Genomic DNA, 13,566 nt, shown 5'->3' with positions numbered 1-13,566 from the left:
CAGGGAGTCAGCGAGTCAGCGCGACCCGTCCGGCACCCAGCCCGGCCGGCGCCACCTCGGCCGCGGACCGGATCAACGAGACCGCGGACCACCGGCCAGGAACCTGGGCCGTCCAAACGCTCGCCGAGAGCCGGCGAACCGGAACCCGGCGACGGCTCAGGCCGTGCCAGCGTTGGAACCGCACCCACGGATCGCTCACTTCGGCGGCGACGAAGCCCCAGGCCCATGACAGGTCGTGACCGTCCTCGGACGAGACGCCGGCCAGCTGGACACCGTCGGTCCGGGGACAGTCCAGCCGGGTCACGCCGTCGGGGTGCAGGATCACCGGAGGGCCCGATGCGGCGTCGAGCAGCAGGGCCACCAGGAGGTCGGGGGGATGGGCGATCCACGACCTGGTCATGTGGGACATTCGCAGCAGCTACCCGGTCAGTTCACCGCGGCAACCGTCAGGGCGGGGAGGGATCAGGCCGCGACGGACGTTGGGTACTTGTCCAGGGCGCGGGTTACGAGCTGTAACCCGTCGAGGCCGGGGAGGCGGTCGATGTTGCGCTCGACGCGCTGGGCACAGCGGCGCCCAGCAGATCCCCCCATCAGGTAGTCGAGCAGGAAACGCGTTTCTACGGCAGGCATTACGGTGCTGCCGACCGGCGCCCAGAGCCGGCGGAGCGCCCAGCGGGTCCCGCGCTGTGCCTTCGCCGAGCGGGCCAACCGGCCCCGGGCCTGGGTGGCGTAGAACGCGATGTGCCGCGCCTCCTGCCGGGCGATCCTGCCGAGAAGTTCGGTGAGGACGGGATGTCCTTCGATTTCGGCGAGCCGGTCGTAGCCGGCCTGGGTCGACCACTCGTTGATGGCTCCCCAGGTCATGTGCAGCGCGACGAAGTCCTCACCCAGCAGGCTGGATCCGAGGGCGTGCACGAACGGCGCGAAGCGGTCCTTCGTTCCGAGCCGGGCCCGCATCGGTCCGATCCGCTCGGCCTCGGCGGGTTCCCCGTGCGCCTTGAGCACCCGGCCGAGGGCGACGCCGTGCCAGTACTCCTCGTAGTTCCACATGGTGAGGAAGGTCGTGATCTCCGGGTCCCGATGGCTGCTCGTCAGCAGGAGGTCGCGCAGATAGCAAACGGTGTGCGACTCCACGTCGTGCATGTAGCGCAGGCAGCGCAACGTGCCGGTGGACAGCGGCCGGTCGCGGAAGGCCCCGAAGTCGAGGTCATCCACCTGGACCGGCCGGACGGTTTGCCGATAGGCCGCTAGGTCGAAGCTCATGATCTGGTATTCGTCGCGCCGGCCGGTCCGGTTCGAACCATCCGTCAACGCCGAGGTGGCGCGCCCCGGTCCGGTGCCAGCAGGGCGGCGACTAACGCTGGGTCGACGTTGCCACCGGTGACGACGGCCACGACGGGCATCCCCAGCCCCCCGCGCAGCCCCGCAGCCACGGCGAGCCCACCGGTCGGCTCGGCGAGCAGCTTCGCGCCCATCCATAACCGGGGCAGCGCCTCCCGCAGCTCGTCGTCGCTCACCGTGACGATCGCGTCCACCAGCCCCTGCTCGAGCAGCACCTCGGCGGGCCGAGCCCCGATCTCCGGGGCGAGGGCACCGTCGGCGATCGTCGGCCCGGCGATCTGCCGCACGACCCGGCCGGCGGCGAGGCTCTGCCGGGCGTCGTCGGCCGCGGCGGGCTCGGCGCCCACCACCCGGACGTCGGGTCGGAGCGCCTTCGCCGCCATCGCAACCCCCGACAGCAGGCCGGCCCCGCTCACGGGGACGACGATCGTTGCGACCTCGGGCTGGTCGGCGAGGATTTCGAGCCCGATCGTGGCCTGGCCGTGGATGACCGACCAGTTGTCGAACGGGTGTACCGGGGCGAATCCGGTCTCCTCGACGACGGCGCGGAAACACTCCTCCCGGTTCTCCGGCGTGACGCCGTCGCTGACTACGCGCGCCCCCAGCCGGGTGACCGCGGCGACCTTCACCGGCGCCGCCGACGCCGGCATGACCACGACGACCGGGACGCCCAGGTTGCGGCCGGCATAGGCCAGCGCCTGTCCGTGGTTCCCCGAACTCACGGTCACCACCCCGGCGAGGTCCGGGCTCGCCGCGTGCAACTCCAGAAGGGCGTTGAAGGCCCCGCGGACCTTGAACGAGCCGGTCGGCTGGAGACACTCGGGTTTGAGCAGCACCCCCGCGAAATCAAGCGGGGCGAGCGTCGGGGTGCGCAGCACCCGACCGGAAATCCGCTCCGCGGCGGTCCGGATATCGGTCAGATGGTCGGCGAGGAAGAGCGGGTTCACGACGCAACGCTACGACCGCCCGCTGATTCCGCCATCCGGGTGAAATCCAGCGCTCCCCGGCAAACCGGGCGATCCGGACGGGTACCGTACCTGGACGATCAGCACACGACGAGAGGTGGCGCTGTGGGAGGCACCGATCCCGCCGGGGTGCGCCTCGACGCCGGCGGCGTAGCCGAGGTGCTCGAACTCCCCGGTGCCGGGGCCGTCCCCGTGCGCTACGAGCGCTGTCCGTCCGGCTGGTCCGCCCGCTTTACCCTGACCGACCCCGAAGTCGAGGACATCTCGGTCGTGCACCGGTTGGTGGCGTCGAGCCTGCGGGAGGCGCGGCGGGCGGTTCCGGCGGCCGTGGCCTTCCTCCGGGGTGAGCCGGTGGACCCGCGCGAGTTCGTCCGGTAGCGCCGCCCGCCCTTCGGCATGAACGCCGCCGGCTGTCGCCGGCCCGCTCGGTAGCATCGCGGCGACCCCCGCGTCTGCCCGAGGAGCCCTGCCGTGCCGGAGATCACCGTTGACCGCGAGGCGCGCAGCGTCCCGGCTGGGGCGACGGCCGCGGATCTCGTTGGCGGCGCGGAGGTCATAGCGGTCCGGGTCAACGGCGGGCAGCTCGCGGACCTGAGCTTCGTACCGGCCGAAGGCGACCGGTTGGAGTCGATCCTGCTCGGCTCGGCGGACGGGCGGGCGATCCTCCGGCACTCGACCGCACATGTGCTCGCCCAGGCGGTCACCGACCTGTTCCCCGATGCGAAATTCGCGATCGGACCACCGATCGAGAACGGCTTCTACTACGACTTCGATGTCGAACGCCCGTTCACCCCGGAGGACGTCGAGCGGATCGAGGCGCGGATGCGGGAGATCATCCGTGCCGACCAGCGCTTCTCCCGGCGGGTCGTCGAGCCGGCGGAGGCATCCCGGCTGTTCCGCGCCCAGCCGTACAAACTGGACATCATCGAGCGGGCCGCCGCCGGCAACGTCGAAGGCGACGAGGTGGTCGACGCGGCCGGCCCCGAGATCAGCGTGTACGACAACCTGGCCGACGAGGGGGCCGCGTTCACCGACCTCTGCCGCGGGCCGCATGTCCCGTCGACCGCCCGGATCCCGGCCTTCCGGCTGATGCGGACGGCCGCGGCCTACTGGCGCGGCGACGAGCACAACCGCCAGCTGCAGCGCATCTACGGCACCGCGTGGGAGAGCGACGATGCGCTCGCCGCCCACCTGCACCTGCTGGAGGAGGCCGAGCGACGCGACCATCGCCGGCTCGGAGCGGAGCTGGACCTGTTCTCCTTCCCGTCCGAGATCGGTTCAGGCCTCGCGGTCTTCCATCCGAAGGGCGGGATCCTGCGCCGGGTCATGGAGGACTACTCGCGGCTGCGGCACGAGGAGGCGGGCTACTCCTTCGTGTACTCGCCGCACATCACCAAGGGCCAGCTGTTCGAGACCTCGGGTCATCTCCAGTGGTTCGCCGACGGCATGTATCCGCCGATGCACATGGAAGGCGCGGACTACTACCTGAAGCCGATGAACTGCCCGTTCCACATCCTGGTGTTCCGGGCGCGCGGGCGCTCCTACCGTGAGCTGCCACTGCGGTTTTTCGAGTTCGGCAGCGTGTACCGGTTCGAGAAGTCAGGCGTTGTCCACGGGCTCACCCGGGTTCGCGGGATGACCCAGGACGACGCGCACATCTTCTGCACGCGCGAGCAGATGGCTGGCGAACTCAAGTCCCTCCTGCGGTTCGTGCTGGATCTGCTCCGCGACTACGGCCTGTCCGAGTTCTATCTCGAGCTGTCCACCCGCGACGACTCGGAGAAGTTCGTCGGCGCCGAGGAGGACTGGGTGGAGGCCACCGATGCGCTCCGAGCGGCAGCCGAGGGTGAGCAGCTCGACCTGGTCCTCGATCCGGGCGGGGCAGCGTTCTACGGCCCGAAGATCAGCGTGCAGGCCCGGGACGCGATCGGCCGGACCTGGCAACTGTCCACCATCCAGGTGGACTTCCAGTTGCCTCGGCGCTTCGAGCTGGAGTACCAGGCGGCTGACGGGGGCCGGCCATCGCCGGTGATGATCCATCGAGCGCTGTTTGGTTCGGTCGAACGGTTCCTCGGTGTCCTGACCGAGCACTACGCCGGCGCGTTCCCGGCCTGGCTGTCACCGGTCCAGGTCACCTGTATCCCGATCGCCGAACGCCACGTCGACTATCTCAGCGGGGTCGCGGACCGGCTGCGCAGCCATGGCATCAGGGTCGATGTCGATGACAGCGACGAGCGGATGCAGAAGAAGATTGTCAAGGCCCAGCAGGAGAAAGTGCCGTTCATGCTGATCGCCGGCGACCGCGACATCGAGGCCGGTGCGGTGTCCTTCCGCTACCGCAACGGGGTCGAGCGGCGCGGTGTGGCGGTCGACGAGGCGCTCGAGGAGATCCGCCGAGTCGTCGCCGAACGCCGCCCCGACCCCGACCCGCCGGCCGTCCCATGACGGTGGAGCAGCCCGCCCAGCAGCAGGGTGCGGGCAGCCCGGACGCCTTTCAGCGACTGTGGACGCCGCACCGGATGGCCTACATCCGGGGCGAGGGAAAGCCGACCGGGGCGGGCCCGGACGAGGGGTGCCCGTTCTGCCGGATCCAGCCCATGCCCGACGCCGAGGGGCTCGTTGTCGCCCGCGGCGATTTGGTTTACGCGGTGCTGAACCTCTACCCCTACAACGCCGGGCACCTCATGGTCGTGCCCTACCGGCACGTGTCGGACTACACCGACCTCACCGCGGAGGAGACGGCGGAATTGGCGGGTTTCACCAAGCAGGCGATGAGCGTTCTGCGTACCGCCAGCGGCGCGCAGGGCTTCAACGTCGGGATGAACCAGGGGGCGGTCGCCGGCGCGGGGATAGCCGCGCACCTGCACCAGCATGTGGTGCCGCGCTGGGGCGGTGACACGAACCTCATGCCCGTGGTCGGGCACACCAAAGTATTGCCGCAATTGCTGACCGAGACCAGACAGATGCTGGCGGCAGCATGGCCGAGTGGTTCGGCACCGGGGAACTTGCCGGGCTAGGCGTCGAGCCGCTCGGCCCGCACGATCCTTCCCGACCCGTCGTACCAGAGTCGCCAGCGCGTCCCGTCGACCAGTGCCGAAGGGCTGGCCGTACGGCCAGCCACCGTGAGTTGGGCTCGTGGCGCCAACGCCGCCTCGACCTGGCCCGGGCCGGCGGCCAAGACGATCTGCACACCAGTGAGGTCGGTCCGCACGGCGACGATCCGCCCAACGGTCGGTGCCTGACCGGGCACCGTGGCGCCGGCATTGACCGCAACGGCCAGCACCACCGCCGCCGCCAGCCCCAGTCCGCCACCCAGGACGACACGCACCGTGCGCGACGGATTGGCGGTGATGTCCACGAGGGAGCAGGGTCCCACCATCGAGCGGCCGAACCGCGCAGGCGCGGCGTCGGCGTGTCGCGGCCTACGGATTCTCCGCTAGAACCTTGGCGGCGACGTGTTGCGGCATCGGCTCGTAACGCAAGTAGTGACGGGTGAAAGTGCCCGTCCCGTGCGAGATCGACCGCAGGTCGACGGCGTAGCGGGTCACCTCGATCTCCGGCACCTCAGCCCGGATCAGCGTGCGTCCCGGGCCCAACGGCTCGGTTCCGGTGACTCGGCCGCGGCGCGACGACAGGTCGCTCATCGCCGCACCGACATATTCGTCTGCAACGAGCACCGCCACCGCCAAAACGGGCTCGAGCAGGTGGACCGTTGTTGCCTTGGCCGCATCCCGGAGCGCCAACCCGCCGGCCATCTGGAAGGCCATGTCCGAGGAGTCGACGGAGTGTGCCTTGCCGTCGACCAGGGTCACCTTGATGTCGACGACCGGGTAGCCGGCGACGACCCCGCGTTCCATCTGGGCCCGGACGCCCTTCTCGACCGACGGGATGAACTGATTCGGCACCGCGCCACCGAAGACCTTGTCGACGAATTCGAAACCGGCCCCGGACTCGTTGGGTTCGACGTCGAGGTCGCACACCGCGTACTGGCCGTGGCCGCCGGACTGTTTGACGTGCCGGCCGTGCCCGGTCGCCTTGGCGGCGAAGGTCTCCCGCAGTGGCACGCGCAGCGGTACCTGCGCGACCTCGACCCCGTACTTCGACCTCAAGCGGTCGATGAGCACATCCGTGTGCGCCTCGCCCATGCACCACAAGACCAGCTGGTGGGTCTCCGCGTTGCGTTCCAGCCGCACGGTCGGCTCCTCGGCGACGATCCGCGACAGCCCGGTCGAAAGCTTGTCCTCGTCGGCCTTGCTCTTCGCCTCGATCGCCACCGGAAGCAGCGGCTCCGGCATCTCCCAGGCGGCTACGAGCAGCGGGTTGTCCCTGTCGGAAAGGGTGTCCCCGGTCTCGGCCCGGGACAGCTTGGCGATCGTGCAGATATCGCCGGCGATGCACTGCGCGGCTGGACGCAATGTCTTGCCCAGTGGCGAGGAGATCGCGCCGAGCTTCTCGTCGAGGTCGTGGTCCTCGTGTCCGCGGTCGGCCAATCCGTGGCCGGATACGTGCACGATCGCATCCGCGCGCAGCGTTCCGGAGAACACGCGCACGACGGAGATCCGCCCGACGTACGGGTCGGTCGTCGTCTTCACCACCTCGGCGACGAGCGGGCCGTCCGGGTCGCAGCGCGGTGGTTCGACCGGGGCGCCGTCCGGGCTGGTGATCGTCGGCAGTGGGTGCTCGAGGGGGGAGGGGAATGCGCTGGCGAGTACCTCGAGCAGCTCGGCGCTGCCGAGGCCGCTGGGGGCCGCCGAGGCGAGGACCGGGTAGAAGCTGCCCCGCGCGACGGCCTTCTCCAGGTCGTCGATGAGCACCTTGGATTCGATGTCCTCGCCACCGAGGTATCGGTCCATGAGGGATTCGTCCTCGCTCTCGGCGATGATCCCCTCGATCAGGCTGTTGCGGGCGTCCTGGATGAGCGGCAGGTGCTCAGGGTCCGGCTCCCGGTCCGCGCGACTGCCCGAGGAGTAGTCGAAGACCCGCCGCGAGAGCAGGCCGATGAGCCCGGCCACGCCCTCCTCCGCATGCAACGGCAGGTAGAGCGGCAGCACGTTGTCGCCGAAACGTTGCTGGCAGGTCGCCAGGATGGCCTCGAAGTCCGCCCGCGGGGAGTCCAGCTTGGTGATGACGACCGCCCGCGGCATGCCGACGGTGGCGCACTCGTCCCAGATCATCTGCGTCGTCCCGTCGACCCCGTCCGCGGCGGAGACGACGAACAGCGCGGCGTCGGCCGCTCGGAGGCCGGCCCGCAGGTCGCCGACGAAGTCGGCGTAGCCGGGGGCATCCAGAAGATTGATCTTGATGCCGTTGTGCTCGACCGGGGCCACCGCCAGGGAGACCGACCGGTGTTGGCGGATCTCCGCTTCGTCGTGGTCGCTGATCGTGGTGCCGTCCTCGACGCGACCGGCCCGGGGGATCGTCCCGGTGGCGACGAGGAGGGCCTCGACCAGCGTCGTCTTTCCAGCCCCCGAGTGGCCGACCAGCACGACGTTGCGGACCGACGCCGGTGCCTCGGCCGCCGGTGCCCTGCCGGCGGCGGCTCCGGGGGTGCTCTTGTCAGCCATCTGGCTCGCCTCCTCGGTTCGGTGGCGATGACTCTCCACCCGGTATGCCGCTTCCGGCAAGGGTGTCCGGCTCGGCCGGCTCGGGCTGCACGTGGACGCCGGCGGCGGTCACGGTCTCGTACACTTGCACGATGGCGGCGGCGACGACGCTCCAGTCGAAGCCCTGCACGCGTTGCCAGCCCACCTCGGCGAACCAGGCCCGCGCCCCCGGGTCGTCGAGCAGCTCGCCGCAGGCGGCAGCCAGCGCCGCCGGGTCGCCGACCGGCACCAGCCGGCCGGCTCGGCCGTCGTCCAGGACCAACCGGAACGCGTCGAGGTCGCTGGCGAGGATCGGGGTCCGGGTGGCCATCGCCTCGAGCAGGATGATGCCGAAGCTCTCGCCGCCGGTGTTGGGTGCGACGAAAAGGTCGACGCTGGCATACACCTGGGCCTTCTCGGCCTCGGTCACCTGACCGAGCAGGACCACGTTGTCCCGAGCCGGGGCCGGGACCAGATCGCGGACCTCGTCGGTGTCGCCCGGGCCGGCGATCAGCAGCCGAAGACCCGGCGCATCCGCAAGCAGGCGGCCGAATGCCTCGAGCAGGACAGCCAGGCCCTTGCGTGGTTCGTCGATGCGCCCGACGAACCCGATCGCGCCCCCCGGTCCGGGCCAGCCGGGAAGCGGTTGGGCAGCGGAGAAGCGGGCGACCCGCACGCCATTGGGAATGATGACGGCGTCACCGCCGAGATGCTCGACGATGAGCTTGCGCGCGGCCGGTGACACCGCTATTCGCCCCTGCACCTTCTCCAGCTGGGTCTGCAACGGCGTCTGGAGCAGCGAGAGGATCCGCGACCGGGGCATCGCGGCGTGGAAGGTGGCGACGATCGGCCCGCGGGCGGACATCAGCGCGAGCAGCGACAGGGAGAACGTTTCCGGGGAGTGCACGTGCAGCACGTCGAAGTCGCCCTCCCGCAGCCAGCGGTACATCCGGGTTGCCGAGACCGGGCCGAAGATGAGCCTGGAGACCGACCCGTTGTAGGGAACCGGGACGCTGCGCCCGGCCCGGACGAGATAGTCGGGGACCTCCGCGTCCTCGTCGTCGACCGGGGACATGACCGACACGTGATGGCCGAGGTCGCGGAGCGCCTCGGCCAAGTCGCGGATGTGCGCGACCACCCCGCCCGGCACGTCCCACGGGTAGGGGCTGACCAGGCCGACCCGCACTCAGGGCCGTCCAGTCCGGGTGCTGGTGTCGGCCACCCACACGCGCTGGAGCATGTGCCAGTCCGCCGGGTGCTCGCTGATCGCTCCAGCGAACACGTCGGCCAGTTGCTGCGTCATCTCCGCGACCGCGTCGTCGCCGTTGGCGGAGGGGACGATCGGTTCGTGGAACCGGCCACGCATCGTCCGCGGTCCGTCGTACCAGAGGCTCACCGGGAGCAGGGTCGCCCCCGTGTCCAGCGCGAGTCTGACCGGACCGCCGGGCATGCGGGCTGGCTCGTTAAAGAGTTGAACACGTACTCCGGTGGTCGTCAGGTCGCGATCAGCCAGCAGCGCGAGCCCGCCGCCCGCGCGGAGTCGTTCGGCGAGAATCGCCGAGGGCGCGCGCTCGCCGCCGGTGAGCGGGATGACCTCCATGCCCATCGACTCGCGGAACGCGACGAAGCGATCGAACAGCTGCTCGGGGCGTAACCGCTCGGCGACCGTTGTGAACGGATGGCCGAGGTGGATCAGCCAGGCGCCCGCCAAGTCCCAGTTGGCGCTGTGCGGCAGGGCGAGGATGAAACCACGGCCGGCGGTGAGCGCCGCTTCCAACCGGTCCCTGCCGTCGAAGCTCACCCGGTCGAGGACCGTCTCGCGGCTCATCGCCGGCAGCCGGAAAACCTCGCACCAGTATCGAAGGTAGGAGTGCACGCCGGCCCGCGTGACCTCGTCGAGTTGGGCCGGGGGAGTGTCGGGGCCGAGGACGCGGGACAGGTTGGACCGCAGCCGTTGCACGCCGCGCCCGTCCCGGCGATAGGTCAGCTCGGCAATCGCGCCGAACTGTCGGTAGACCACCGATTCGGGGAGCGCGCGCAGGCTTGTCCAGCCGAGCCCGAACCCGGTGTCGACAGCGGTCTCGCGCAGGCTCACCGGGCTGGCTCGGGAGCATTGGCAGCCGAGCGGGCCGCCTGCCGGTGCACCTCGACGAGTCGCTGTCCGATGGTGATCGTCATCCCGGCGGCCAGGATCCAGAGCACAACCACCTGTAGCGCCGGCAGCCCGAGCATGCCGGTGAATCCGGTGGCGACGAGGATGGCGATCAGCCGTTCGGAGCGCTCGACGAGCCCGACGTTGCAAGTAAGGCCGAGCCCTTCCGCACGAGCCTTGATGTAGGAGGTGATCGCGGCGGCGGCGAGGTCGTAGAGGGTGACGCCCGCCATCAGGAAGGAGTGGCCGCCGCCGGCGAACCACAGCACCAGCCCGCCGAAGACCGCCGCGTCCCCGAACCGGTCGAGGGTGGAGTCCAGGAACGCGCCCCAGGGGCCGCTGCGGCCACCGGCCCGGGCGATCGCGCCGTCGAGGAGATCGCTCAGCACGAAGGCGGAGATTACGAACGAGCCAACGGTGAAACTGCCGCGCGGGTAGAAGCCGAGAGCCCCCCCCACCACGCCGAGCGTGCCGACGACCGTGACCACGTCCGGCGAGACACCGGCCCGCGACAGCCGGTGCCCAACCGGGTCGAGGACGTGGGCGAGGGCTGGGCGGATGTGGCTGAGCATGGCGGCCCCAGCGTACGGGCGGGCGGGCCAGCGGGCCCGCGGCGGCGGTTACCCTGCGCCGGTGGGTGCGGTCATCGGTGTTCTCGCGGCGATCGGCTTGCTCGGTCTCTACCTTTCGTGGACAGCCGGGCGGATCGACCGGCTGCATGCCCGACTGGAGGCCGCCGCGGCGACCCTCGACGCGCAGCTGGTCAGGCGGGCCGCCGCCGCCGCGGGGCTGGCGGGCTCCGGGCGGCTGCCGGTCGTCGTCGCCGAGCGGCTCGCGGCCGCCGCCCGCGCGGCGCAGGCGGTCGACGGGCTTCAGCCCGACCGGGAAGCCGCCGAGAACGCCTTGTCCCGCCGGCTCAACGCGTTGGCGGAGGAGACCCCCGAGGTGTTCGAGGCCTCGGCTGAGCTGGCCACGGCAAGCCTCAAGGTCGGGCTGGCCCGCCGATTCCACAACGACGCCGTCCGGGACACCCTCAACCTGCGCCGGCGGCGGATTCCCCGGCTGTTCCGGCTGGCCGGACGGGCCGCGTTGCCGGGATACTTCGAGATCGACGACAGCCCACTGCCTCCGCCCGGACGGTAGGATCGGGGGCGAGAGGAAGGTCGCCGTGCCCGAGCCCGAAGTTCCCGCAAGCCCCGCCGCCGGCGCTGTAGGTACTGCGCTGGTCAAGCGGGGGATGGCCGAAATGCTCAAGGGCGGCGTGATCATGGACGTCGTCACCGCCGAGCAGGCGAAGATCGCCGAGGACGCCGGGGCGGTCGCGGTGATGGCTCTGGAGCGCGTCCCGGCTGACATTCGAGCCCAGGGCGGGGTCGCCCGGATGAGCGACCCGGACATGATCCAGGGCATCGTCGAGGCGGTGACCATCCCGGTCATGGCCAAGGCCCGGATCGGTCACTTCGCGGAGGCGCAGGTCCTCCAGGCGCTCGGTGTCGACTACATCGACGAGTCGGAGGTGCTTACCCCGGCCGACGAGGCGCACCACATCGACAAGTGGCGCTTTACCGTCCCGTTCGTGTGCGGGGCGACCAACCTCGGCGAGGCGTTGCGGCGGCTGTCCGAGGGCGCCGCCATGATCCGGTCCAAGGGTGAGGCCGGCACCGGCAACGTTGTCGAGGCGGTTCGGCACATGCGCTCGATCACCGGCGAGATCCGCCGACTCGCCGGGCTGGACCCGGACGAGCTCTACGCCGCCGCGAAGGAGCTGCGCGCCCCGCTGGAGCTGGTCCGGGAGGTCGCCGCGAACGGCAAGCTTCCGGTCGTGCTGTTCACCGCGGGCGGAATCGCCACCCCGGCCGACGCGGCGCTGATGATGCAACTGGGGGCCGATGGCGTCTTCGTCGGGTCCGGCATCTTCAAATCCGGTGATCCTGCCCGGCGGGCCCGGGCGATCGTCGAAGCGACCACGATGTTCGACGATCCGCACGTCGTGGCCAAGGTCTCGCGTGGTCTCGGCGAGGCGATGGTCGGAATCAACCTGTCCGAGCTGCCCGCCGAAGCCCGCTACGCCGGCCGCGGCTGGTGACCCCGGCGCGCCCCCGGGTGGGCGTGCTCGCGCTGCAGGGTGACGTCCGCGAGCACCTGCGTGCCCTGTCGGCGGTTGGAGCGGACGGCCGCGCCGTCCGCCGGGCCGAGCAACTCGACGACCTCGACGGGCTGGTCATCCCAGGCGGGGAGTCGACCACGATCGGCAAGCTTGCGGCGACGTTCGGGCTCTTCGAACCGCTGCGCGAGTGCGTCCGGGAGGGATTGCCGGTCTTCGGCTCCTGCGCGGGGATGATCCTGCTGGCCGAGCGCATGACCGGCGGTCCGGACCAGCCGCGCATCGGGGGGCTCGACATGACGGTCCGGCGCAACGCCTTCGGCCGGCAGGTCGACTCGTTCGAGGGCCCGGTCGCGTTCGCCGGACTTGGCGACCCGTTCCACGCCGTGTTCATCCGAGCCCCCTGGGTCGAGGAGGTCGGACCGGCGGCCGAGGTTCTGGCCCGGCTTGGCGCGTCCGGACCGGGGTCCGACGCCGAGGCTGGCTCGGCGGGTAGGATTGTGGCGGTTCGCCAGGGCCACCTGCTCGCGACCGCATTCCATCCGGAGCTCACCGGGGACGTGCGCGTGCACCGGCTCTTCGTCGAGATGCTCAAGGGGCGGCGCACGAGATGAGCGGTCACTCGAAATGGGCGACCACCAAGCACAAGAAGGCGGTGGTTGATGCTCGCCGGGGAAAGCTCTTCGCCAAGCTGATCAAGAACGTCGAAGTCGCTGCCCGCACCGGAGGAGCCGACCCCGCCGGTAACCCCACCCTCGCCGACGCGATCGCCAAGGCCAAGTCGAGCTCGGTGCCGAACGACAACATCGATCGCGCGGTCAAGCGCGGCGCCGGTCTCGAAGCCGGCGGTGCCGACTACGAGCCGATCACCTACGAGGGGTACGGCCCGGGCGGCGTCGCAGTCCTCGTCGAGTGCCTCACCGACAACCGGAACCGAGCCGCCTCCGAGGTCCGGACGGCGATGACCCGGGGCGGGGGGACGATGGCCGACCCCGGCTCGGTGTCGTACCTGTTCAACCGGAAGGGCGTCGTCCTCCTCGCCGGCGACGGCTACACCGAGGACGACGTGCTCAGTGCCGTCCTGGATGCCGGCGCGGAGGAGGTCAACGACCTCGGTGACGGTTTCGAGATCGTCTGCGAGCCCGGCGGCACGCACGCGCTCCGGCTGGCCTGCGAGGCCGCCGGGTTGACCGTGGACTCGGCTGAGGTCGCCTGGTTGCCGAGCGTGAGCGTGCCGCTGGACGACGAGACCGGTCGTCGGGTGCTTCGGCTCGTCGAGGCGCTCGAGGACAGCGACGACGTGCAGAACGTCTGGGCCAATTTCGACGTGTCCGACGAGGTTCTGGCCTCGGTGTAGCCGTCGGCGCGTCGCGCGGCGGGGAACGTCGGGCGCTACTACGCTGTCCGAACAGATGTTCGGAT

The 13,566-nt window shown here is 70.6% G+C and carries 15 protein-coding genes; 7 read left to right on the top strand and 8 right to left on the bottom strand.

Going from position 1 to position 13,566, the window contains the following annotated elements:
- Positions 1-7: 7 nt before the first annotated feature.
- From VNG13_04445 to VNG13_04435, 3 genes are all read right to left on the bottom strand, one after another.
- Positions 8-400: a hypothetical protein gene (locus VNG13_04445; GenBank protein ID HVA59773.1), complete on the bottom strand. Its 393-nt coding sequence runs from the start codon at positions 398-400 to the stop codon at positions 8-10.
- Between the two features lie 62 nt (positions 401-462).
- Positions 463-1,263, bottom strand: a complete 801-nt coding sequence (locus VNG13_04440) for a hypothetical protein (GenBank protein ID HVA59772.1) — start codon at positions 1,261-1,263, stop codon at positions 463-465.
- A 44-nt stretch (positions 1,264-1,307) separates the two neighbouring features.
- Positions 1,308-2,288: a threonine/serine dehydratase gene (locus tag VNG13_04435; protein ID HVA59771.1), complete on the bottom strand. Its 981-nt coding sequence runs from the start codon at positions 2,286-2,288 to the stop codon at positions 1,308-1,310.
- Between the two features lie 123 nt (positions 2,289-2,411).
- Between VNG13_04435 and VNG13_04430 the strand changes: the two genes are divergently transcribed.
- From VNG13_04430 to VNG13_04420, 3 genes are all read left to right on the top strand, one after another.
- The gene (locus tag VNG13_04430; protein ID HVA59770.1) at positions 2,412-2,684 is read left to right on the top strand and encodes a hypothetical protein; all 273 of its coding nucleotides are present in this window, start codon (positions 2,412-2,414) and stop codon (positions 2,682-2,684) included.
- Between the two features lie 93 nt (positions 2,685-2,777).
- On the top strand, positions 2,778-4,751 hold the full coding sequence (thrS, locus tag VNG13_04425; GenBank protein HVA59769.1) for a threonine--tRNA ligase: 1,974 nt from the start codon (positions 2,778-2,780) through the stop codon (positions 4,749-4,751).
- Complete coding sequence (locus VNG13_04420; protein ID HVA59768.1) at positions 4,748-5,323, top strand: HIT domain-containing protein; 576 nt, start codon at positions 4,748-4,750, stop codon at positions 5,321-5,323. Before thrS ends, VNG13_04420 begins: the two co-directional genes overlap by 4 nt.
- Here the strand turns inward: VNG13_04420 and VNG13_04415 are convergent.
- The 5 genes from VNG13_04415 to VNG13_04395 form a co-directional block, all read right to left on the bottom strand.
- Positions 5,320-5,664, bottom strand: coding sequence for a hypothetical protein (locus VNG13_04415; protein HVA59767.1), 345 nt, complete (start codon positions 5,662-5,664; stop codon positions 5,320-5,322). The genes VNG13_04420 and VNG13_04415 overlap by 4 nt on opposite strands.
- Before the next feature lie 64 nt (positions 5,665-5,728).
- Positions 5,729-7,870, bottom strand: coding sequence for an elongation factor G-like protein EF-G2 (locus VNG13_04410; protein ID HVA59766.1), 2,142 nt, complete (start codon positions 7,868-7,870; stop codon positions 5,729-5,731).
- On the bottom strand, positions 7,863-9,074 hold the full coding sequence (locus VNG13_04405) for a glycosyltransferase family 4 protein (GenBank protein ID HVA59765.1): 1,212 nt from the start codon (positions 9,072-9,074) through the stop codon (positions 7,863-7,865). Before VNG13_04405 ends, VNG13_04410 begins: the two co-directional genes overlap by 8 nt.
- Positions 9,075-9,983, bottom strand: coding sequence for a phosphatidylinositol mannoside acyltransferase (locus VNG13_04400; protein HVA59764.1), 909 nt, complete (start codon positions 9,981-9,983; stop codon positions 9,075-9,077).
- Positions 9,980-10,612, bottom strand: coding sequence for a CDP-alcohol phosphatidyltransferase family protein (locus VNG13_04395; GenBank protein HVA59763.1), 633 nt, complete (start codon positions 10,610-10,612; stop codon positions 9,980-9,982). Before VNG13_04395 ends, VNG13_04400 begins: the two co-directional genes overlap by 4 nt.
- A gap of 61 nt (positions 10,613-10,673) precedes the next feature.
- Between VNG13_04395 and VNG13_04390 the strand changes: the two genes are divergently transcribed.
- From VNG13_04390 to VNG13_04375, 4 genes are read left to right on the top strand one after another with little or no spacing between them, the layout of a single operon-like run.
- Positions 10,674-11,183, top strand: coding sequence for an NUDIX hydrolase (locus VNG13_04390; protein HVA59762.1), 510 nt, complete (start codon positions 10,674-10,676; stop codon positions 11,181-11,183).
- Positions 11,184-11,208: 25 nt separating this feature from the next.
- A complete protein-coding gene (gene pdxS, locus VNG13_04385; protein HVA59761.1) occupies positions 11,209-12,126 on the top strand; it encodes a pyridoxal 5'-phosphate synthase lyase subunit PdxS in 918 nt (305 codons plus the stop codon).
- The gene (pdxT, locus tag VNG13_04380; protein HVA59760.1) at positions 12,120-12,758 is read left to right on the top strand and encodes a pyridoxal 5'-phosphate synthase glutaminase subunit PdxT; all 639 of its coding nucleotides are present in this window, start codon (positions 12,120-12,122) and stop codon (positions 12,756-12,758) included. The genes pdxS and pdxT overlap by 7 nt, the downstream gene beginning before the upstream one ends.
- Complete coding sequence (locus VNG13_04375) at positions 12,755-13,501, top strand: YebC/PmpR family DNA-binding transcriptional regulator (protein ID HVA59759.1); 747 nt, start codon at positions 12,755-12,757, stop codon at positions 13,499-13,501. Before pdxT ends, VNG13_04375 begins: the two co-directional genes overlap by 4 nt.
- The last annotated feature ends 65 nt before the right edge of the window (positions 13,502-13,566 follow it).

The organism is Mycobacteriales bacterium, assembly GCA_035533475.1.
GTDB lineage: Bacteria > Actinomycetota > Actinomycetes > DATLTS01 > DATLTS01 > DATLTS01.
Note: the sequence above shows the minus strand (reverse complement) of the source record. Positions and strands in the feature narration are given on the sequence as shown.